Below are 20,551 nucleotides of genomic sequence, written 5' to 3'. Positions count from 1 at the left end.
TTAAAAAACGGAGTGCACAAAAAATTGTTCAGAATGGGCGATTATTTTAAATTGCCAGTTCAGCAGTTAAAACAGGGAAGCGATGAAGATCGAAAATGTAACGGCGGCCGTCATTGCCGGCGGAAAAAGCCGGCGATTTGGCAGTCCCAAATACAAAGCCGAATTTCTGGGCAAGCCGCTCATCGAGTGGAGCCTTGAACTGGCCGGTACATTGAGCGATTCTGTTCTGATTATTTCAGGAAACCAGGCGTTGTCCGGTCCATACGGATGCCCGGTTTTTGCAGACATCGTGGCCGGAAAAGGCCCGCTTGGTGGAATTTTAACGGCTCTGGAAAAGATGCAGAGCGACTGGCTGTTTGTCCTTCCGGTCGACTCCCCGTTGTTGAAGCCGGAAATTTACCAAACCTTATGGCGCCATAAAGAAAATCAGCGACCCTGTGTGGCGGTTAGTACGCACGGTATTGAATCGATGGTCAGCCTGTGGCACCGTTCCCAGGCCCCAATCATTGAAGACTTTATCAGGAAGGAACAGTTAAAAATTAATGTGGTTTTAAAGGCTTTGCGGGCAAAGGAAATCCATTTTGGTGCCGAACACCATCTCGCCTTTTCCAATATTAATTTTCCGCAAGATCTACAAAATCTGGAAGCAATCACCGGCAAAGGGGGCTGAGTTTCATGGAATTTTTTGATCTGAACATTTTGCAGATCGTGGGGCCTAAAAATGGGGGAAAGACCAGGCACGCGGAGTGGCTGATTTCGGCGCTCAGGCAAAAAGGATTTAAGGTTGGTGCACTCAAGCACAGCGGGCATACCCATGCGATCGATCGTCCGGGTAGCGATTCTTTTCGGCTGCAGTCAGCCGGAGCCAATCCAACCGCATTCTGGAGCGCCAATGGGCTGGCCGTCTTTTACCCGCAGGTCGAAGAACAGACGGCCTTTCAATGGTTAGGCAGGATTTTTAAGGATGTTGATCTGCTGATCATTGAATCGTTTGCTGCGGCCGAGGCGCCCAAAATCGTCATTGATCCCGATGGACAAAACTGGCAGCACTTCAATCGCGTACTGGCCGTTGTCTCCCAACAACCCCTTAACATTTCTTTGCCCTTGTTTAAACCATTTGATAAACGACTGATCGACTTTGTAATGGAGCACTTCCAGCTCACTGCCTGAATAGCGCCGCTTGTGGTTCCTTGCTGCAGGGAAATTGTCGGGGAGGTGGTGTGGGTAAAACAAAAACCTCCCGAAAGAGCCTGTCTTCCGGGAGGGGCAATGTAAGGGCAGGTTAAGGCTTATTTGGTTTTAACTTCGATCTTTTTACCTTTGGCCGTTTCAGATTTTGGCAGATGCAGGGTCAGTACTCCATTCTTGTATTCGGCTTCGATCCTGTCCACATCCACATCATTGGGCAAGGTTACGCTGCGCGTGAATTTTCCGAACCAGCGTTCACGACGGAACAGAGTACCTTCCTGTTTCACATCTTCTTTCTTCTCTCCGCTGATGGTCAGCACATCGTCTTTAATGGAAATGTCGATGTCGTCCTTTTCCATTCCTGGCACTTCTAGGGTAATGCGATAAGCATCTTTTAATTCTTCAATATTCATTAAAGGAATTAAGCTGGAAACCGGTTCTGCAAGGCGAGTGTCCATGCTAAAGAAGTCGTCTAACATACGATCAAATACATCGCTCACACGACTTAAGCCCATCATGGGTTCCCATTTGACTAACATGGCTCTCACCTCCTTTCATTTTGGTTTTGGTTTTACGTTTTCAGGAAAACAGAATTACAAACAGCGTGCCAAAATCTTGAATTAGCTACAACATGTTGAAAATATTAAAATTATTCCAATTTCTGGATTGCCAGGCGCTCTTTCCCTCTGGCAAAATGTAACTGAAAGGATGACACACCTTATTCTTTACCTTTGACACAGGCTGTGACAATTTTAAAGAACGGTTGCATTCCTGATGTTCTGGAACTAATTTGGCTATATGAAAGAAAAAAAGATGATTTTTGCCATTGTTACAGTGGAAACCTACGATGGCGGGAGAAAAGCGGAACGCCCGTTGCGTTTTGAATATCAGGGCAAAACCCATGAGGTGGCACAGATTATTGATTGCTGGTACGAGGGGGCGCCGGTGGCCGGCCGACCGAATTACAACTATTTTAAAGTGTTAACGACAAATAACGAAGTTTTTATTTTACGCTACAACCAGCGTTACGAGGTGTGGTCGTTGTTAATTAAATAAGAATGCTTTTAAGCTACATTCATTTCCAGAAGCTTCCCTGCAAAATAGAGCGGGATGTTTTTCTTTACACGATCTTTTTCAAAAATAGTTCTCTCGGAAAGGACAATAGCGTATTCGGGATTGTATTTAAGAATAAATTGTTGAAGACTCTTGGTTTTGGTTCACCGTCCTGATTTTACCTCAACCGGTACAATTTTCCCTTCTTTAATAAGTAAAAATTCGATCTCTGAATTTCTTTCATTCCAGGCAAATAATTGAGAATCCGTTGCAGCAATTAATTCCATGGCTGTGTAATTTTCAACAAAAAAACCTTTGGTTGTTCCATAGTTACTTAACAATATGGCAGCAGGTGGAATTTCTAACATGGCGCCTAACAAACCAATATCTTAAACATGCTTTCTTTACAAAAGCTGCGTAAAGGCAATTCGGCGCGATGGGCAATGAAGACTTTAATAATTAGTTGTGCGTTTTCCAGCCAGGAAATCGGGCCGTAAAGTTCATTGTAGCCTTTTTTCCCCTTTATGACATTTTTAAATTTAAAACGTTTTACGGAGGCATCGGCGTATTGTGAAAGCTGTAAGGGAATGTTTTCGTAAACAGAAGCGATATGCAAAGCATTAACCTTGCCAGAAAGCTTGCTAAAATCTGCCTTTAAAGTGTTCAATAAATCGTTTTGCTTTTTGCGTATTTCCTGAAAAATAGCTGGCGTATGTTCTTTTGCCTGCAAAAAAGTGTGCACCATCTCAGGCATGCCACCGGTTACGTAGTATTCTTTTAAAACCTGTAATAACTTTTGATGCACGACTTCCGAAATCTTGAGTCTGGTAAATCCTTCGAGAAAAGCCCGTACAATAACGGATTGTTGTAGTTAATTAAAAACTCTTCAAAATTCATTGGACGCAAAGTCAAAAATTGAACCTTCCCAACCGGAAATGAGACATCAGAGATCAAAATATCAGGGAGTGAACCTGCAGCACAAATAGCCAATTGAGGCATTTCTTCATTAAAATATTTTAATGAGGTAATAGCTTCCGGAATATTTTGGATTTCATCGAATATAACCAGGTCGTTTTCAATATCAATTACAGTATCGGTTAACAAAGCTAAATTGCGGATGATTGTTTTGGGCGATAGATCCTCATGAAATATCGGGGACAATTTGTTTTTGTCGCGTTCAAGATCAAAGTGATGAAATTGTTTAAACTGTTTCTTACCAAATTCTTTAAGCAGCCAGGTTTTGCCTACTTGCCTTGCTCCTCTGAGGATTAGCGGTTTACGATCTTTACCGTTTTTCCATTTAATGAGTTGTTCGAGTAATAAACGTTTCATGGATTTTTTACCAATTAAGCTTACCTGAGTAAAAGTTCGTAAATTTAATGGACTTTGCAAGGAAAATTTATTATTTGGCCGAAATTTTACAACGAAAAATTCTTAAATTTTAGACTTTTTGCAAGGAAAGTGAAAAGAGAAGGCGTTTGCAACAAATAAGTCCTCCGTAATAACTACGGAGGACCAGGTTTATTTTTCAAGTGAGCATCGATTTAGATGATCTTTTTCTCTTTTAAATAATCAATCACCTTTTGGGCGCTTTCTTCCAGGGACAATTTGCTGGTATCGATGACCAGCTCCGGATTGAGCGGTTCTTCGTAAGGCGCATCGATGCCGGTAAATTCTTTGATTTCGCCGGCCCTTGCCTTTTTGTAAAGACCTTTGGGGTCGCGTTGTTCGGCGACTTCTAGTGGGACTTTTACGAACACTTCAATAAATTCGCCGTCGTTTAACAGGGCGCGCGCTTTGTCGCGGTCCTTACGGTAAGGCGAGATGAAAGCCGTCATGGTGATGACTCCGGCCTGGGCAAACAGTTTGGCTACTTCGCCAATGCGCCGGATGTTTTCTTCGCGGTCTTCCGGTGAAAAGCCCAGATTCTTGTTTAAGCCGTGACGAATGTTGTCGCCATCCAGCACAAAGGTTAAATGTCCCATCTTGTAAAGCATCTCTTCCACAGCATGGGCCAGGGTGGATTTACCTGAGCCGGAAAGACCGGTAAACCAGATGACGCAGCCTTTTTGTTTCAACAGTTTTTCCCGATCTTCTTTGGTAATCAAAGAAGGGTGCCAGACAATATTGGTTGCTTTTTGAATGGTCATGTATTGTTCTCCCTGATTTTTATCCGTTGTTTTTGTAGTAGTCCATTAGAATTTCAACCACCTCTGGTCGACTGAATTCTTTGGGCGGGCGTTGGCCGTTGGAAAGCATTTCACGCAGTTTAGTCCCGCTGATCAACAGACGGTCTTCCTTGCCGTGCGGGCAGGTTTTCATGGAAGCCATGCCGTCGCACTTGTAGCACCAGAAGGTCCAATCGATCATCAGTGGTTGAATATGCAGCTTGCCTTCGGGGATTTCTTCAAAGATTTTTTGCGCGTCAAACGGGCCGTAGTAGTTACCCACGCCGGCGTGGTCGCGACCAATGATCAGATGTGTGCAGCCGAAGTTCTGGCGGAAAATGGCATGGAGCACGGCTTCGCGCGGGCCGCCGTAGCGCATTTCCATGGGGTAAACTTTAAGCACCACGTGTTCGCGCGGGTAATATTTGTCAAGCAGCACTTCGTAGCATCTCATACGCACATCGGCCGGAATATCACCGGCTTTCAATTTACCAACCAGCGGATGGATGAATAACCCATCGATCACTTCCAGGGCAATTTTGGTGACGAACTCGTGAGAGCGGTGAATGGGGTTACGCGTCTGGAAACCAGCAATGGTTTTCCATCCCTTTTCGGCAAATATTTTACGTGTTTCAGCGGGGCGGGCATAGTAATGGCCAAATTCATCGGGGTAGCGCAATTCGCTAAACACTTTAACCGGCCCGGCCAGATAGACATCGTGTTGAGCGTAAACCTTGGCCACGCCCGGATGCGCTTCCTCATCGGTGCGAAAGACGTGGAGCGCTTCGTGTTTCTTATCATAGGTGTATTTTTCTTCGATGATCATGGAGCCCATCAATTCGCCGCTCTCATCATCAATCAAAGCCACTTCGTCGCCCTCTTTGAAGGAGTCGGCTTGTTCTTTGGGAGCCGAAAGGGTAATGGGGATGGGCCACAGGGTGCCGTCTGCCATCAACATGTCGGTAACCACCGTTTTGTAATCTTTCTGGCGCATAAAGCCGTCCAGCGGACTGAAGGCGCCCATGCCCAGCATGATTAAATCGGAAGTTTCCCGTGAACTGAGACGCACCTGGGGTAAAGATTGGGCTTTTTCTTTTGCTTCTTTGAGGGTTTCACCTTCAAGCAATAGGGGTTTTAACTCACCTCCGTGTGGAGGAACTAATTTAGTACTCATCGACCTCTCCTGTTTCATTAATTGAAGTTTAAAAATGATCAAGGGGCAAATATAAGAAAAAAATTGGATTAATGTGTGATTAGTTTGGCACAAAGGGGAAGAGGGGATTGAAAAATGAAGAAAGTCAGCCCGGCGGAGGTGAATTGGATCTTGTTTTATTATTTGCGCAGCCGGGCTAACTCACGAAACAGTTGTTTTTCTTTTTCACTAAGGTTTTGCGGAATTTGCACATTGAGCTTAATGTACAAATCACCAAAGCGTGTTTTGCTGGCGTCTTTGGGCATGCCCAGGCCTGGCAGCCGAATGATCTTGCCGTTGTTGCTCTCGGCCGGGATGTTGACTTTTACCCTGCCTTTAAGGGTTTGAATTTGTGCGCTGCCGCCTAAAACGGCCGTGTAAAGATCGATCGGCAGCTCCATGTGCAAATCATCGCCCGAACGCGTGAAAACCGGATGCGGTTTCAAACGCACCGTGATCAGTAAATCGCCTTTTGGGCCGCCGTTAATGCCAGGCGCGCCTTTGCCTTTTAGTTTAAGAATCTGTCCATCTTTGGTGCCGGGTTTAATCTTGAGTTTAATGGTCTCTCCGTTGATGCGGAACAGCTTGGTTGTTCCGTTGAAAGCCTCTTCAAGAGAGATTTCCAGTTCGGCGTGCATGTCCTGGCCGGGGGCGGAATAGCGTGTACGGTATTCCCGACCAAAGGGAGATCTTTTGCGCCCGCCAAAAATCGTACTGAAAAAGTCGTCGCCAAATCCGGAGCCAAAGGCATCACTAAAAATATCGCCAAACGCCCATTCGAACTGTTCTCCGTTCTGTGGCCCGGCATGACTGTACTGTTGGTACTGCTGATACTTTTCGTATTGTTGACGGGTCTTTTCATCCATCTGCTCGAATTGTTTCCAATTTTTGCCAAAGCGGTCGTACAATTTCCTCTTTTCAGGATCTGTTAAAACCGAGTGCGCTTCATTGATCTGTTTAAACATCTCTTCAGCCTGTTTATCGCCAGGGTTCTTATCAGGATGATACTTTGCTGCCAACTTGCGGTAAGCCTTTTTGATCTCTTCAGCGCTGGCATTTTTACTTACCCCTAAAATTTCGTAGTAATCTTTTTTCATTTCCAATTCACCTCCTTTTTTCTAAGTTTTCTTCCTTTACATATACAAAAGGCCGACTGAGCTGCCGGCCTTTTGTTAAGAGGAGGAGTATGCGCCTTTTGGGATTATTTGGTTTTAACCTCGATCTTTTTCGCCTTCCGTTGCGATTCCGGTTTCTTGGGCAAACGGACTTTTAAAACACCCCGTTTGAATTCAGCCTCCACCTTGTCCGGATCGATCTCAACAGGCAGCGGAATATCGCGATGGAACGAACCGAAGGAGCATTCACGTCGATAGAAGTTGCCCTCTTTTTCCTCTTTCTCCTCCTTCTTTTCGCCGCGCAGAGTCAGCATGTCGTCTGAAATATTGATTTCGATATCCTCCGCATCCATGCCTGGCAGCTCAGCTGTCACAACCAGTTCCTTGTCCTTTTCCTTAATATCCACGTTGGGCATGAACGAAGTCGTTGTTTCCGATAAGAATCGATCCGATGAAATTTCGTTGAAGAAGCTGTCAAAGATTCGATTGATCTCCTTTTGCAAGCTGTAGAAAGGACTGAGCCATTCCTCGCGCTCGCGACGAACCGGAACAGATTTCTTAATAAAATTGTTCTGAATCAGATCACGGATTGCCATAATCCCTCACCTCCTTTCAATTCAGGTTATTTTACTTTAACCTGAACTTTTTTAGCTTTGACTGGCTCGGCTTTAGGCAAGGTGACGGTCAGGATGCCGTTGTGATATTCAGCTTCAATCTTATCCACATCGATTGCCTCGTTTACAGTAAAGGAGCGTTCATAGTCGCCAAGCGCATATTCGTTGTAGATCAATTCATGATCTTCAGGAATTTCATATTGAACCTGTCCGCGCAAGGTTAAGACATCGTTGTCCAATGTTACGTCGATGTTCTTTTCATCAACACCCGGCATTTCAGCTACCAGGACAATAGCCTCATTGGTTTCGTAGATATCAACCGCCGGAGCAAATACCTTGCGGTCACGAGTTCTTTCGACTTTTTCTAATTTATCAGCTTCGCGTTTCTGCAATGTTTTTTTGTCTGCCATATCCCTCACCTCCTTTCATTATTTATTTGCTTTTAACCTGAATCTTCTTTGGTTTGTCGGCTTCGGCACGCGGTAAAACGATGGTCAGAACACCCCGATCAAATCGGGCATCAATTTTATCGCTTTCCACAGCAAAGGGCAGAGTGATGGTTCGCTGGAAACTATCCACTTCAATCTCTTTACGATGAAAGGTCACCTCTTTTTCCGGTTCCGGAAGTTTGCGTTCGCCTTTGATGTGCAGTTCATCGTTTAGAACGGTAATTTCCAGTTTATCGGGATCAAAACCAGGTAACTCCGCGGTTACAATGGCTTCATCATTGTTGGCCCACATATTGATGGCCGGATAACGGCTGATTAAAGTGCGACCGAATGCGTCGCGCATTAAACGATTCATTTCATCCTGAATGCGGTCTAATTCCCGCCATGGATCTACCTGCCATAATCTTGTTAAGGTCATTGTTGGTCCCTCCTATTTTATTCATGATTGACTTGTTCGCTATTGTTTTTACAAACCTCGTGCCAATTTATTTAACTCTTTTATTTTTAAAAAATTATGTCGTTTTAGGTGATTCTGATGGATTTTTACCACTTGTCAATGTGGCAGAGATTTTGAAAAAATTAACGAAAGTTGTGTAAATATGACAAGCCGAAGAGGGAGAGAGTGTAAGGGGATAAGAGTTTGGGGGGAGTAGTAATTGTTATGCCTCACGCGTTACTTTTTACCGGTGTACCTTGCGGATTTTTTGCCTGTCCCTGAAGATCGGGATTTCATCTTCGCTCCAACAGCTTGCGCCTTGTTCATTCTCGCTCCTGGTCCCTTCTTCCCAAAAATTGGGGCCAGGGGGAAATTGTTACTACCAGGGGGGCTCGAGCTGAAGCTTGAGTTACGTTTGCTTAGGAATAGTTTGCCAGTGAAAGGGATTCCGACCCCGCTGAAGCGGGGTCGGAATGACACTCGGTACGGTCCTTCGCCTTTCAGGGCACTAATTGCCCTCTCACAAAATAATTCGTAATTTTAATTAAAGAATGATTTTTTGTGCATTCTTAGAATTGTGGTGTGTTCTGCGCCAGCGGAAGTTCTCTCACTATTTTAAAAGAACTTTTCAATGCACAAACGGCAAATTATGTTAATCCTGAAATCACGCAATTCCTGGTGTAAAAGGGAAGTTTGGAGATCAGCAGACTGTGTATCCAAGTAAGGCTGCTAATCATGCCTGGCCTGGTAGAGTGGGCAACCTTTTAATAGTTTAAGCCCTATCAAAAGAAAAAATCATCATCAGAGAATCGACGTAGCAGATAGCGACGCAGCTTTTCAAAATAACGCCATTCCTCTTCAAAGGCCGAGTCAAAATCATTAAAGGTCGACCCTGTTCGCGGAATGAGAGGTTCGGGACGATTGCCGCGCCTGTTGCCAAACCCTCTCTCTGAGCGGGGTTTAGAAGACACAATATGTACGCGTACTTTTTCACCCAAATTCTGATTGTACGATTTCCGTTTTTCCGGATCTATTAACGTGTTGTAAGCTTCATTGATGTCTTTAATCTGTTCATCTTCGTCGCATCTTCCGGTTTTGTCCGGGTGATGTTTTTTGACCAGATCGCGATAAGCCGACTTGATTTCACTCGAAGTAGCCGTTCGTTTTACGCCCAATATTTTGTAATAGTCCTTCATACCTGCTCCTGGCCAATGGCTCCTTTACTAATATAGATGTTTTTTTTTGCTTTTCAGGTTACAATGAATTTAACCGTTCAGATTTTTTAATTGTTCACTGTAGCGCTGCCATTTTTCTTCTAATTGAGGATTTTGCTTTCCCCGTTTTTGATGGCCGGAGATCAGGATATGCAGCTTTTTCAAGATTTCTTCCAGAGCGGCCTGACGCAAGTCTGCTGGCAGTGTGTCATTCTGCAAATGCTTTTCGATGGCCAGAACCCGGTAGTAGTCCATGCCCCAATATGCTCTGGACAACTGATCTTCATGGCCCCCGTATTTTACAATGCCAGGGCGCGGATCGAGTCCAATGGGGAAACGGCGCGCCACACGCAACCACAAATCGTAATCTTCGCAAACAGGAAAATTCTCATCGAACAAACCGACCTTTTCAAAAACGGATTGATGAATGACCACCGCCGAAGGCGAAACAATGCACAATGGCAAAGATTGCTTGAAAATCCACCCGCCATACTTACGATGTTTCTTTTTGGGATTGACGCGCTTTCCGCGTCGCACCCAGATCTCTTCTGACTGAAAAATTAAATAGTGGGGATGGCGTTCATGAAATTGGCTAGCCATGGCCAGTTTTTCCGGTAGCCACTCATCATCGCTGTCCAGCAAAGCGATCCAATCGCCTTTTGCCAGGCGAATGCCAGTGTTGCGGGCAGAGGACACGCCTTTATGGGCCTGGCGAACGATTTTAATCTGCGGCTCAAAGGTTTGCAAAACCTGTGGCGTTTCGTCCGTTGAGCCGTCGTCAATCACCAGAATTTCATGGGTGGCCACTGTTTGAGCCAGAACCGATTCGATAGCCCGTTTGACCATTTGTGGCCGGTTGTAAACCGGAATAATCACCGATATGTTCATTACTCTACTTTTAAAAAGGATTTTAACGCTTCGACCAGAGCTAAACGTACCTCACGGACATTCTTTTTAAACTGTTTTGGGGCCGTATCATCCGCCAGATCGCTAACGGCCTTAACGGCCAGACAGTCGATGCTGCGTTCCTGGCACATCAGGGCCAGATGAAAGGCCTCCATATCCACCAGATCACTCTGGAATTGTTGCCACAGTTTGATCTTTTGTTTCCCGTCTGTCAAAGATTGGTCTACGGTTAGCAAGCTGGCCCGTTTTAGATGTTGCAGTTCCCCATGAACCGGTAGACTGACCATTTGCGCACTGTTTGCGTCGGTGATTTTTTCAATGGCCAGAATTTCACCGATCTTTACATGGGGATTCAGCGCCCCGGCAAAACCAGTTAGCACGACCTTCGTGGGTTGATTTTGTTCTAGATAGATGGACAGAGATTGCATGGCGCGTTGGGCTCCCACTCCCACGCGTAAAAGATCAAAATCGGCATATCGCCTTAAAGCCCCTGGACCGCAGGGCCTGGACTCAACATCCGGCAGGGCGCGGATCAATGGTTCGATCTCCGTGCGCAAGGCGCTGACAATGGTTAACATAGTAACAAATTAGGCTGGCAAAAGTTGGAAAGCAATAGGCAGATTACAAAAAGTGAGCGGATGTTTATTGGTAGAACATCTGCAAAATACCCTGCAAAAGGGGGCGCCCTTTTTTAGCCATCACGACTTTAAGCTGACGAAAAAGGTCTCTGGCCACATCATAAGCCATGTACAAGAAGGGAACGGCCAGCAGTACAAAAACCAGAGTCGAAAAGAGAGTTTTCATCGGGATCCTCCATTGTTTTTATCTGACATGTACGCAACCCTTTGCCGGAAAGTTGCATTTAAAATTTTGAGTACTGTTTAAAAGTGCCTTACAGTTGATCGTTTTTAAGAATGAACATTTTACAGCGGCCGGATGAATTTTGGTGATTTTAGGCAGAAAATTCTGTATATTTTACGTTTAAATAATGAGAACAGGCTAAAAAACAGGAGTTCGATTCATGAGCAAGGAAATACCGAAGGTCTACGATCCGAAAAAGGTTGAGCATAAATGGTACGATCGCTGGTTGCAAAAACGTTATTTCCATGCGGAAGTTAATCCCCGTAAAAAACCGTTTACCATTGTCATCCCTCCGCCCAATGTGACTGCGAATTTGCACATGGGGCATGCCTTTAATAATACCATTCAGGATATTCTTATTCGTTATCACCGGAAACTGGGTTATGAGACTTTATGGCTGCCGGGTACGGATCATGCCGGTATTGCCACGCAAAGCGTAGTAGAGCGCGAACTGCTCAAAGAAGGTAAAACACGTTACGACCTGGGGCGCGAAAAATTTGTGGAAAAAGTCTGGGAGTGGAAAGAAAAACACGGTTCGACCATCATTCATCAGTTAAAGATGATGGGCGCTTCCTGTGATTGGGAGCGTGAACGGTTTACCCTGGATGAGGGGCTTTCCAATGCGGTTCAGGAAGTGTTCATTCGCCTGTACAACAAAGGTCTGATTTACAAAGGGCTGCGCATTGTAAATTGGGACCCGGCTTCGGCTACGGCTCTGGCCGATGATGAGGTTGAACACAAAGAGGTTCAGGGCAAACTGTACCACATCCGCTACAAAATCAAAGATTCAGATGACTACATCGTGGTGGCTACCACGCGTCCGGAAACCCTGCTGGGCGATACGGCTGTGGCTATTGCACCCGACGACATGGAAAAATATCCTCTGCTGGGCAAAAAGATCATCATTCCCTTTGTGAATCGCGAAGTGGAACTGGTTGTGGATGATCATGTGGATAAGGAATTCGGCTCCGGATTTGTTAAGGTGACGCCGGCCCACGATCCCAATGACTTCGAAATCGGTCAACGCCACAACTTGCCCATGGTGCTCATGCTGGATAAAGACGGTAAAATTCTTCCAAAGTGTCTGTTGTTTAAAGATGGCGAATATGTGGAAGAACTGCCCATCCCTGACTTTCTGTCCGGCAAAGATCGCTTTGAAGCGCGCGAAATCATCGTGGAAAAATTGAAAGAAATGGGACAGTTAGAAAAAATTGAACCCCATGTACATTCTGTGGGTCACAGCTACCGTTCTAAAGTGCCCATCGAACCTTACCTTTCAGTACAATGGTTCGTTAAGATGAAGCCCCTGGCCGAAAAGGCTTTGAAGGTGGTGCAGGAAGGGAAAATCAAGTTTCATCCGCAAGGACGTTTCGAAAAAACCTATGAGCACTGGATGACGAACATTCGGGACTGGTGTATTTCACGTCAGTTATGGTGGGGGCACCGCATCCCGGCCTGGTACAACGAGAGGGGCGAGGTTAAAGTGTGTAAAGAAGACCCCTCGACTCCGGAAGAAAAGTGGACTCAGGACCCGGATGTGCTGGACACCTGGTTCTCTTCGCAATTATGGCCCTTTTCCACTCTTGGCTGGCCGGATGACACGCCGGAGCTAAAATATTTTTACCCCACCGACGTGCTGGTCACTGGCCCGGACATCATCTTTTTTTGGGTGGCGCGCATGATTATGGCCGGTCTGGAGTTCATGCATGACATCCCCTTTAAGCACGTGTACTTTAATGGCATTGTACGCGACGAGCAGGGGCGCAAGATGAGTAAATCGTTGGGCAATGGTATCGATCCGCTGGACATGATTGAGCAGTACAGCGCCGATGCTGTACGCTTTACGCTCATCATGCTGAGTTCGGAAGGGCAGGACATCAATTTAGGCGAGCGCAGCTTTGAAATAGGACGCAATTTTTCTAACAAAATCTGGAACGCCTTCCGGTTTCTGGCCATGAATGCCGGCCAGCAGTGGGATACCGATTTCAGCAAATACCAGGCGCATTTTACCCTGGAAGATCGCTGGATTTTGAGCCGTTTTCAAAAGGCCGTTCAGGGGGTGACCCAGGGCATTGAAAACTTCCGCGTTAACGACGCATTAAACGCCATTTACCACTTTTTCTGGGATGAGTACTGCGACTGGTATCTGGAAATGATCAAACGCCGATTGTACCAATCTGAAAAAGAGACTGAACGGCAAACGGCCTTGAGTGTGGCGGCACACATAATGAAGGCATCCATGGAACTGCTGCATCCTTTTATTCCTTTCATTACAGAAGAAATCTGGCAGAATTTAGGCACAGAGGGTGAGGAAAGCATTGTCATTTCTCCCTGGCCGACCGTGGTCAAGGAACTGATCGATGAGGAGGTTGAAGCACAGGTACGCTTTGTACAGGAGGCCATCGGCGCCATTCGCAATTTACGTGCCGAGATGCACGTGCCGCCGGCCCAGAAAATCAAGGTGTACTATTCAGCGGACAATGAACGGGCCCGGCTAATCGAAGCCAGTCAGTCCCACTTTGGCGCACTGGCCAAAATTGAAGCGCTGAGCCCCGTGCCGCAACAATTCGATCGGGCGGAAGCCGGGGTGGTGGTTGTGCAATCGACCGAATTTTTCATTCCACTGCGCGAAGCTCTGGACCTGGACAAAGAGAAAGAACGTCTGCAAAAGGAGATAAAACGCCTGGAGGGCCTGGAAAAATCGAGTCTGGCCAGATTAAACAACGAGAACTTTTTACAAAAGGCGCCGGAAAAGGTCGTACAGGCCGAACGCGCTAAACTGGCCAGCATTCAGGAAAACCTGGAAAAAGTCAGGAGAAATTATGAAAAACTATTTGGCTCTCAAAGTTAGCCTGGCGCTGTTTGCGCTGGTTGGCTGGCTGGCCGCTCAAAGCGACCTGACCATCACCGTTACCAATCAAGATTTAGGATTGGTGCACGAACAACGTGTTATCGATCTTAAAAAAGGCCAGAACGACTATCTTTTAACCGACATTCCGCAGCAAATCGACGCCACTTCCGTGCTGGTGGAAAGTCCGGAAAAATCGTTTATGGTTCTGGAACAAAATTACGAATATGATTTAATCGATGCCAGCAAGGTGCTGGCAAAATCCATTGACCGTCATATCTGGGTGGAAGACCCGGCTCTGGGCGAGATTAGTGGCAAACTTCTGGCCAGTAATGGCCAATACCTGATGTTGCTGGACGAGGAGGGGCAATTGCAAATCCTGCCGCGCAACGACAAACAAAAGGTGTTGCTAAAAGACTATGCCCAACAAAAAGAGCAATTCATAACGCGGCCCACTCTGGTCTGGAAAGTCAGGGCCGCTAAAAGCGGCCGGAACAAACTCATTTTAACCTACCTGACTGGCGGGTTAGAATGGCGCGCCGATTACGTGGGCAAGCTGAGCGCAAACGATCAACAGTTGCAACTGGCCTGTTGGGTTACCATTAAAAACAACAGCGGCAAGGCGTACAAAGATGCGCGGCTCAAGCTGATGGCCGGTGAGTTGAATATTCACCGTGAAACGTTTAAAAGAAGTACCAAATCCGTGCTAATGGATTTAGCTGTGAGTCAAGCGCCGCAATTCAAGGAAAAAGAGTTTTTTGAGTACCATCTTTACACCCTGCAGGGCCGTACGACTTTACTTAACAATCAGGTCAAGCAAATTCAACTATTTCCGGAAAGCACAGTTAAGGTAAATAAAAAATTTGTGGTGACCTCCCACGCGCCGCAAAAGGTGGATGTAAAAATCGAATTTGAAAACAGTAAACAAAATAACCTGGGCATTCCCTTTCCCGCAGGAAAGGTACGCCTTTACAAGGCGGATCAGAATGATCTGGAATTCATTGGCGAAGACGCCATCAAGCACACCCCGCGTGACGAAAAAATTTTATTAACGGTAGGCAAAGCCTTTGACATAGTGAGCGAACGCAATGTGCTGAAAAGGGAGCGGCCTTCCAGGGACAAAGAAAAATTGACGGTCGAGTACGTTTTGCGCAACCACAAAAAACAGGATGTGGTTGTGGAAATCATAGAATACCTTTCCTCCTACCGTCAGACGGATTTATTGAGTTCCAATGTTAAACCCGTGGAAATACGAGCCAATTATTTTAAATTTCAGATTCCCGTCAAAGCGGGTGGTGAAAATCGCCTGGAATTTAAGTATTTAATGAAATAAGATGTGAATGAAAAAGCAAATTAGCAATCTGTTTGACAGCAAGACGAACGATCAGTTGCAACGGCCGCTGGCTGAACGCGTTCGGCCCCAATCGCTTGCAGATGTGGTCGGGCACCAGAACGTGATTGGCCCCCATTCCACCTTACGTAAACAGATTGCCTCCGGTTATTTGCCATCGATTATCTTCTGGGGGCCGCCTGGCGTGGGCAAGACCACCCTGGCCCGCTTGCTGGCCAGAGAGATGGATTATCGCTTCGTTTCCATTTCAGCGGTGACCTCGGGGGTAAAGGACGTTAAACAGATTATTGAAGAAGCTCGTTCGCAACGCCGGTATTACAACAAGGCCACCGTTCTGTTTATTGATGAAATCCACCGTTTCAATAAGGCACAGCAGGATGCCCTGCTGCACGCGGTAGAGGACGGAACATTGATTTTGATGGGCGCCACCACCGAAAATCCCTCGTTTGAGGTGATTGCTCCTCTGCTTTCACGTTGCCAGGTGATTCAGCTTGGCGAGCTTTCGGCTGAGGATTTAAAGACCATTGTGCGCCGCGCTCTGGAAACAGACGCCCTGTTGCAGCAGTACGAAATTGATCTGCAGGGCTTTGAGGCTTTGCTGGCCTTTAGCGCCGGAGATGCCCGTCGTACTCTGAACCTGCTGGAAATGACCTTTCATCTGGCCCCAAAAGACGGCAAAAAGGTGGTCATTAGCGAGCAACTGGTAAAGCAGGCTGTGCAGCAGAGTCCCCTGTATTATGACAAACACGGTGATTACCATTACGACACGATTTCGGCCTTTATTAAAAGCGTGCGCGGCAGCGATCCGGATGCAGCCATCTACTATCTGGCGGTTATGCTGGAAGCTGGGGAAGACCCCACATTCATTGCCCGGCGTTTAATCATCCTGGCATCGGAAGACATTGGCAATGCCGAGCCTTACGCCCTGATGCTGGCCAACGCTGCCTTTGAGGCCGTTAAAAACATCGGCATGCCCGAAGCACGCATCATTTTGGCGCAGGTCACTACCTATCTGGCCTCGGTGCCCAAAAGTAACGCCGCCTACCTGGCCATCAATAAAGCTCAGGAACTGGTGCGGGCTCGGGGGCCGGCAAATGTGCCGCTCCATCTGCGAAATGCGCCAACGCGGTTGATGAAAAAACTGAACTACGGAACCGGTTACCAATATCCCCACGATTTCCCTGACCATTTTGCCGAGCAAACTTACCTGCCCAAAGGTTTAGAAGACCACATCTTTTATCAACCCACAGACCTGGGCCGTGAGGCAAAGCTAAAGCAGTACCTGGAAAGACTCTGGAAAAAACGTAAGAGGAACAAAAATTGATTAATCCATTGAAGCGTTTTCTTTTTAATAAGTACCTGAACTGGCGGCTAAAGCACTGGAAGGAGCCTACCACAGAAATCGACTTCCATCAATTGTTAAACAGCCTGAAACACATTTTAATTATTTTGCCTGAATACTGGGACCTGGATGCCCTTCAGTCGCTGTTTATTCAACCGCTCTACAAAATATTTGGAGAGCAGATCAAAATTTCAACCTTTGAAAAGAAGAATTTCCGGAAAGAAGACAGCAACTGGCTGGGGCTGCCCAAAAAACAGTACCTTGATTTGTTCCAGTCAGAGGCCATTGACATGATTATTGATTTGAGCGAGGCTGATGATCGGTTTTCGGCCTACATTTGTGGATTGCTCAATGCGCCGTTAAAGATTACGCTCAAAGAACGTCCTTTTGATCGCATTTACAATTTGAACATCCGGGCGCAAGAGGCAGACTCTGCGGAGCACCAGATTCAACTGGCCTTAAAGTATTTTGAAGATTTGAAAAACGTAACCAAAAAACAAACAAATTGAGGATCTGATCATGCGTATTCTACGTTTTCTGATTTTACTCCTATTGCCTGTGTTTTTAATCGCTCAAAAGCAGGCCATTATTGAAGTGGGCAGTTTTAATATTGAATGGTTTCCTTGCAAAGAGAACGGCCAGATGATGCAAAAATACGGTATCAATTTGCGCAATCCGCCCCATGGCCCGGCCACGGATATTCCGGCCCTTTTTAAACTGCTTAAACAGTTGGACATTGAATTATTAGGCGTTGTAGAAATTGTGGACACCGATCTCTTTGCCAGCAAGGCCAAAGAATATTTAGGCCCGCAATATGAGTTTGTGTACGCGCCTTCAAAAAGCTCGCAAAAAGTGGGCTTTTTGTACGATTCCTCTGTTCTGGAGCTGAAGGAAGCGCCCCAGGTGTACATGGACGTGGCCCTGAATCCCGACTCCTGGCTCAGGCCGGCGCTGCGCGGTTATTTCAAATACAAACCCGCCGGTTTCGATTTTCATGCGTTGATTGTCCATCTGAAGGCAGCGCCCAGTGGCTGGAAAACGCGCAAAAAACAGTGGCAGGCCCTGGAAAAGATCATTACTGATTTGCAGGAACATTCCGGCGATGGGGACATCATTCTCATGGGCGATTTTAACAATGTTTCCAAACTGGGCTTTAATGAATTTTTGCCGCGCATCAGTAAATGGCATTTTTACTGGGCTACCCATGAACTGCTGGAAGATTCTCTGGTTTCCAATTACTGGCAACCCGATTACACCAGAGAACACATTGAAGGTTCGCTGATCGATCAGATTTTTATTTCTCAGGACGCTAAGTTTGAAATGGTGCCCAATAGCGTAAAGGTGGGCGGTGTGTGTGCAGAGGGGCGTAAATCTTACGACGGCCCCCATCTACCGGAATATTACGAAAAAATCTCTGATCACTGCCCGGTTTTTGTTTCTTTCAGAGCAGATATAGACAACGATTGAGTTAAGGAAGAGAAGGAGAAAGAATGGATCTGGGATTAAAAGATAAAAAAGCGATTGTACTGGCGGCCAGTAAGGGGCTGGGCAAAGCTGCGGCCCAAAGCCTGGCCCATGAAGGTTGTGATTTGGCCATTTGCGCCCGGAACGCAGAGCAACTAAAACGGACGGCCGCCGAACTGGAAACAAACCAAATCCGCGTCTTTGCCCGGCCGGTGGACGTGGCCGATGCCGGGTATTTAAATGCGTTTCTGCAACAAAGCATCGAACAGCTCGGCGGCGTTGATATTTTAATAACCAATGCCGGTGGTCCGCCGGTTAAATCATTTGAAGAGACCAACGAAGAGGAGTGGCACTACTGGTATGATGTCACCTTCATGACCGTTGTGCGCGCCACACAGGCGGTGCTGCCATATCTGAAAAAACAGAAATGGGGCCGAATCATCAATATCACCTCCATTTCCGTAAAAGCCCCGGTGGAACGTCTGATCTATTCCAATGCGCTGCGTCTGGCCGTTGTTGGGCTGGCTAAAACCCTTTCCATGGAGCTGGGGCCCTTCAACATTACGGTGAACAATGTGGCGCCTGGTTATCATCTGACCGACGGCCTGGAACGAATTGTCAAAAAACGCATGGAAGCCGGTGAAGCGAGGGAAGATATTTTGGCCGCCTGGGAGAACAAAATTCCCCTGCGTCGTATTGGACAGCCTCAGGACCTGGCCAGTTTGATTGCCTTTCTGGCATCGGAGCAGGCCGGTTACATCTCCGGCGCTACCATTCAGGTTGACGGCGGACTTTACCCGGGCACTCTGTGATTTCCTGGGCCACAGGGGGCATGGCGTTGCGAAAAGGGCCGTTTGATCTTAATCGCGGATCATTTTTTTAAACATCTGTTCTGTCAGCGAAGATTGTTTAATAAGAGGACGCAGGCGCGTAAAGCCGAGGTAGCGTATTAAAGATAACAAGGTCTTGCGGTAAATGATGTAATCCATCACATGGTGGCGGCGATTCGTAAAGGCACGCATCCAGGGTTGTTCCTTGCCGGAAAAGTCGTAAACCTTCAATCCTTGCTTAAATGCGTATTCAATTTCAAACAGACGCAGTAAAAGTCCCGGCGACTGCTTTTTAAACCGTTCGTCAAATGCAATTTTAAAAACGTGTAAACCGTCTAACGTTTGTAAACAGAGGGAAGAAGAGATTAACTTACTTTCCAGTGAAAGATTGAATTGCACCAGTTTTAGGTCCTCTGTGTTCACCTGGGAGAGCTTTTTAAAGAGCCGGTACAGATCCGGTCGGTGTTTTAATGAGGACCTGTTCCGTCCTTTCCAGCCGGCATCTTCCAGAGCTACAAATTGCGCAAAATCGGCGTCGCTCAAAGGAGCCGTTTTGTAATCGTAAATTAAACCCCCCAGGTTACGCAACTGTCTGGTCTTACGTTTAATCTCGTGACGGAAATGTCGCTTGCGGCTTTTCAGATACGTTTCAAAATCGCCTTCCAGCCGGATGTAGGGCACCTGAAGATGAGATTCCACCGAAAAGGGCCAGTGATATTTGTTCAAAATGCGTTCCAGAAACACTTCATCCGCTTTGCTGGAAGAGAGGCGCCTTAAAGCCAAAAGATGCCAATCGCTATGTTTATGGTAAAAGTGGGAGAGCAGTTCCAGTAAAATCTGAACGTGGTGTTCGTTCTTGCAGATGATCAGTGTCTGAATCTGATCGCGCGCCCCGGAAAAGGTGTAAACCTGAAGCTTTTTCAAAAACAGCTGGGCTTCCATGCGAATGAGGGGTACAATGCCGATGAGACGTTCTTTTTTATCTCTGAAAACAAAAAAGTGGACTTTTAAAATTTTTGATTGATTGACCTCTAACCAGGCTTTGTGCCATTGGAAGGTCATGGTTGGCAAGTAAGCGGGGATGTTACGTATTAATTCATCCCATTCTGTTTCTAATTGATCAAGTTTATCAGGAGACGTAAGAACATGGATGTTGATCATACCGGGATATTTAGCCATAGGTACCTCTGCATTGTTTGTGCTTGTTATCGGAGTAAACCGCAGAAAATTGAGGCAAAGTTTTTAGAATACTTCCTTCAAAAGATCTAATCCCGCCACAGCGGGATGCGAAAATTTTAATACTGTTTTAGGGAGGACGTGTTGTAGAGTTGGTTTAAATTATTTTTGCGAATATCTGCGAAATCTGCGTGAAAGATAATTGTGATTAAAACAGTTTCTTGCACTTTTGGTTGCGGCTCTGCTGCCTTAGAATACTTCCATTAAAAGATCTATTCCCGCCATGGCGGGATGCGAAATTTTTTGTGCTGAGTGAGTAAGTTAAGCTATTGAATTGTTGATTT

24 protein-coding genes are annotated in these 20,551 nt (G+C 46.3%); 9 read left to right on the top strand and 15 right to left on the bottom strand.

Going from position 1 to position 20,551, the window contains the following annotated elements; all coding sequences use genetic code 11:
• The first annotated feature begins 82 nt into the window (after window positions 1-82).
• A complete protein-coding gene (gene mobA, locus ACWB0I_RS06010) occupies window positions 83-670 on the top strand; it encodes a molybdenum cofactor guanylyltransferase (protein WP_479387138.1) in 588 nt (195 codons plus the stop codon).
• Window positions 671-675: 5 nt separating this feature from the next.
• A complete protein-coding gene (gene mobB / locus ACWB0I_RS06005) occupies window positions 676-1,170 on the top strand; it encodes a molybdopterin-guanine dinucleotide biosynthesis protein B (RefSeq protein ID WP_479387137.1) in 495 nt (164 codons plus the stop codon).
• 119 nt (window positions 1,171-1,289) lie between these two features.
• Here mobB and ACWB0I_RS06000 read toward each other — a convergent pair whose 3' ends face one another.
• The gene (locus ACWB0I_RS06000; protein ID WP_479387136.1) at window positions 1,290-1,727 is read right to left on the bottom strand and encodes an Hsp20/alpha crystallin family protein; all 438 of its coding nucleotides are present in this window, start codon (window positions 1,725-1,727) and stop codon (window positions 1,290-1,292) included.
• A gap of 259 nt (window positions 1,728-1,986) precedes the next feature.
• Here ACWB0I_RS06000 and ACWB0I_RS05995 point away from each other — a divergent pair, with 259 nt between their 5' ends.
• Window positions 1,987-2,244: a hypothetical protein gene (locus ACWB0I_RS05995; protein ID WP_479387135.1), complete on the top strand. Its 258-nt coding sequence runs from the start codon at window positions 1,987-1,989 to the stop codon at window positions 2,242-2,244.
• Between the two features lie 161 nt (window positions 2,245-2,405).
• Here the strand turns inward: ACWB0I_RS05995 and ACWB0I_RS05990 are convergent, their stop codons facing one another.
• The 13 genes from ACWB0I_RS05990 to ACWB0I_RS05930 form a co-directional block, all read right to left on the bottom strand.
• Window positions 2,406-2,609, bottom strand: coding sequence for a DUF4143 domain-containing protein (locus tag ACWB0I_RS05990; RefSeq protein WP_479387134.1), 204 nt, complete (start codon window positions 2,607-2,609; stop codon window positions 2,406-2,408).
• Between the two features lie 5 nt (window positions 2,610-2,614).
• Window positions 2,615-3,046 (bottom strand): hypothetical protein, encoded by a 432-nt coding sequence (locus ACWB0I_RS05985; RefSeq protein WP_479387133.1) that lies wholly within the window; start codon window positions 3,044-3,046, stop codon window positions 2,615-2,617.
• On the bottom strand, window positions 3,019-3,573 hold the full coding sequence (locus tag ACWB0I_RS05980; RefSeq protein WP_479387132.1) for an AAA family ATPase: 555 nt from the start codon (window positions 3,571-3,573) through the stop codon (window positions 3,019-3,021). The genes ACWB0I_RS05985 and ACWB0I_RS05980 overlap by 28 nt, the downstream gene beginning before the upstream one ends.
• 212 nt (window positions 3,574-3,785) lie before the next feature.
• Entirely contained in the window at window positions 3,786-4,391 is a 606-nt protein-coding gene (gene cysC / locus ACWB0I_RS05975; protein WP_479387131.1) for an adenylyl-sulfate kinase, read from the bottom strand.
• A 19-nt stretch (window positions 4,392-4,410) separates the two neighbouring features.
• Window positions 4,411-5,583 (bottom strand): sulfate adenylyltransferase, encoded by a 1,173-nt coding sequence (gene sat, locus ACWB0I_RS05970; protein ID WP_479387130.1) that lies wholly within the window; start codon window positions 5,581-5,583, stop codon window positions 4,411-4,413.
• 158 nt (window positions 5,584-5,741) lie between these two features.
• Window positions 5,742-6,698, bottom strand: coding sequence for a DnaJ C-terminal domain-containing protein (locus ACWB0I_RS05965; RefSeq protein ID WP_479387129.1), 957 nt, complete (start codon window positions 6,696-6,698; stop codon window positions 5,742-5,744).
• 104 nt (window positions 6,699-6,802) lie between these two features.
• On the bottom strand, window positions 6,803-7,312 hold the full coding sequence (locus ACWB0I_RS05960) for an Hsp20/alpha crystallin family protein (RefSeq protein ID WP_479387128.1): 510 nt from the start codon (window positions 7,310-7,312) through the stop codon (window positions 6,803-6,805).
• Between the two features lie 26 nt (window positions 7,313-7,338).
• Complete coding sequence (locus tag ACWB0I_RS05955; RefSeq protein ID WP_479387127.1) at window positions 7,339-7,740, bottom strand: Hsp20/alpha crystallin family protein; 402 nt, start codon at window positions 7,738-7,740, stop codon at window positions 7,339-7,341.
• 22 nt (window positions 7,741-7,762) lie between these two features.
• Window positions 7,763-8,197, bottom strand: a complete 435-nt coding sequence (locus ACWB0I_RS05950) for an Hsp20/alpha crystallin family protein (protein ID WP_479387126.1) — start codon at window positions 8,195-8,197, stop codon at window positions 7,763-7,765.
• Window positions 8,198-8,997: 800 nt separating this feature from the next.
• Window positions 8,998-9,411, bottom strand: a complete 414-nt coding sequence (locus ACWB0I_RS05945; protein ID WP_479387125.1) for a J domain-containing protein — start codon at window positions 9,409-9,411, stop codon at window positions 8,998-9,000.
• A gap of 69 nt (window positions 9,412-9,480) precedes the next feature.
• Window positions 9,481-10,317 carry a glycosyltransferase family 2 protein gene (locus ACWB0I_RS05940; RefSeq protein WP_479387124.1) on the bottom strand — a complete coding sequence of 279 codons (837 nt, stop codon included), beginning with the start codon at window positions 10,315-10,317 and terminating at the stop codon, window positions 9,481-9,483.
• Window positions 10,317-10,913, bottom strand: coding sequence for a 5'-methylthioadenosine/S-adenosylhomocysteine nucleosidase family protein (locus ACWB0I_RS05935; protein ID WP_479387123.1), 597 nt, complete (start codon window positions 10,911-10,913; stop codon window positions 10,317-10,319). Before ACWB0I_RS05935 ends, ACWB0I_RS05940 begins: the two co-directional genes overlap by 1 nt.
• A gap of 64 nt (window positions 10,914-10,977) precedes the next feature.
• Complete coding sequence (locus tag ACWB0I_RS05930; protein WP_479387122.1) at window positions 10,978-11,139, bottom strand: hypothetical protein; 162 nt, start codon at window positions 11,137-11,139, stop codon at window positions 10,978-10,980.
• Between the two features lie 217 nt (window positions 11,140-11,356).
• On the opposite strand from ACWB0I_RS05930, the gene ACWB0I_RS05925 reads away from it, so the two are divergent.
• Genes ACWB0I_RS05925 through ACWB0I_RS05900 form a run of 6 tightly spaced genes read left to right on the top strand, consistent with a single transcriptional unit; the run spans window position 11,357 to window position 19,013 of the window.
• The gene (locus ACWB0I_RS05925; protein ID WP_479387121.1) at window positions 11,357-14,047 is read left to right on the top strand and encodes a valine--tRNA ligase; all 2,691 of its coding nucleotides are present in this window, start codon (window positions 11,357-11,359) and stop codon (window positions 14,045-14,047) included.
• Window positions 14,019-15,377 (top strand): DUF4139 domain-containing protein, encoded by a 1,359-nt coding sequence (locus ACWB0I_RS05920; protein WP_479387120.1) that lies wholly within the window; start codon window positions 14,019-14,021, stop codon window positions 15,375-15,377. Before ACWB0I_RS05925 ends, ACWB0I_RS05920 begins: the two co-directional genes overlap by 29 nt.
• Before the next feature lie 7 nt (window positions 15,378-15,384).
• The gene (locus tag ACWB0I_RS05915; protein ID WP_479387119.1) at window positions 15,385-16,719 is read left to right on the top strand and encodes a replication-associated recombination protein A; all 1,335 of its coding nucleotides are present in this window, start codon (window positions 15,385-15,387) and stop codon (window positions 16,717-16,719) included.
• On the top strand, window positions 16,716-17,246 hold the full coding sequence (locus ACWB0I_RS05910) for a DUF6913 domain-containing protein (RefSeq protein ID WP_479387118.1): 531 nt from the start codon (window positions 16,716-16,718) through the stop codon (window positions 17,244-17,246). Before ACWB0I_RS05915 ends, ACWB0I_RS05910 begins: the two co-directional genes overlap by 4 nt.
• Before the next feature lie 10 nt (window positions 17,247-17,256).
• Window positions 17,257-18,204 (top strand): endonuclease/exonuclease/phosphatase family protein, encoded by a 948-nt coding sequence (locus ACWB0I_RS05905; RefSeq protein ID WP_479387117.1) that lies wholly within the window; start codon window positions 17,257-17,259, stop codon window positions 18,202-18,204.
• Between the two features lie 23 nt (window positions 18,205-18,227).
• Window positions 18,228-19,013, top strand: a complete 786-nt coding sequence (locus ACWB0I_RS05900; protein WP_479387116.1) for an SDR family oxidoreductase — start codon at window positions 18,228-18,230, stop codon at window positions 19,011-19,013.
• A gap of 48 nt (window positions 19,014-19,061) precedes the next feature.
• Here ACWB0I_RS05900 and ACWB0I_RS05895 read toward each other — a convergent pair whose 3' ends face one another.
• Window positions 19,062-20,210 (bottom strand): GNAT family N-acetyltransferase, encoded by a 1,149-nt coding sequence (locus ACWB0I_RS05895; RefSeq protein WP_479387115.1) that lies wholly within the window; start codon window positions 20,208-20,210, stop codon window positions 19,062-19,064.
• Window positions 20,211-20,551: the final 341 nt, after the last annotated feature.

This window comes from Caldithrix sp. (assembly GCF_056497305.1).
This window is presented reverse-complemented; position numbering and strand designations above follow the sequence as displayed.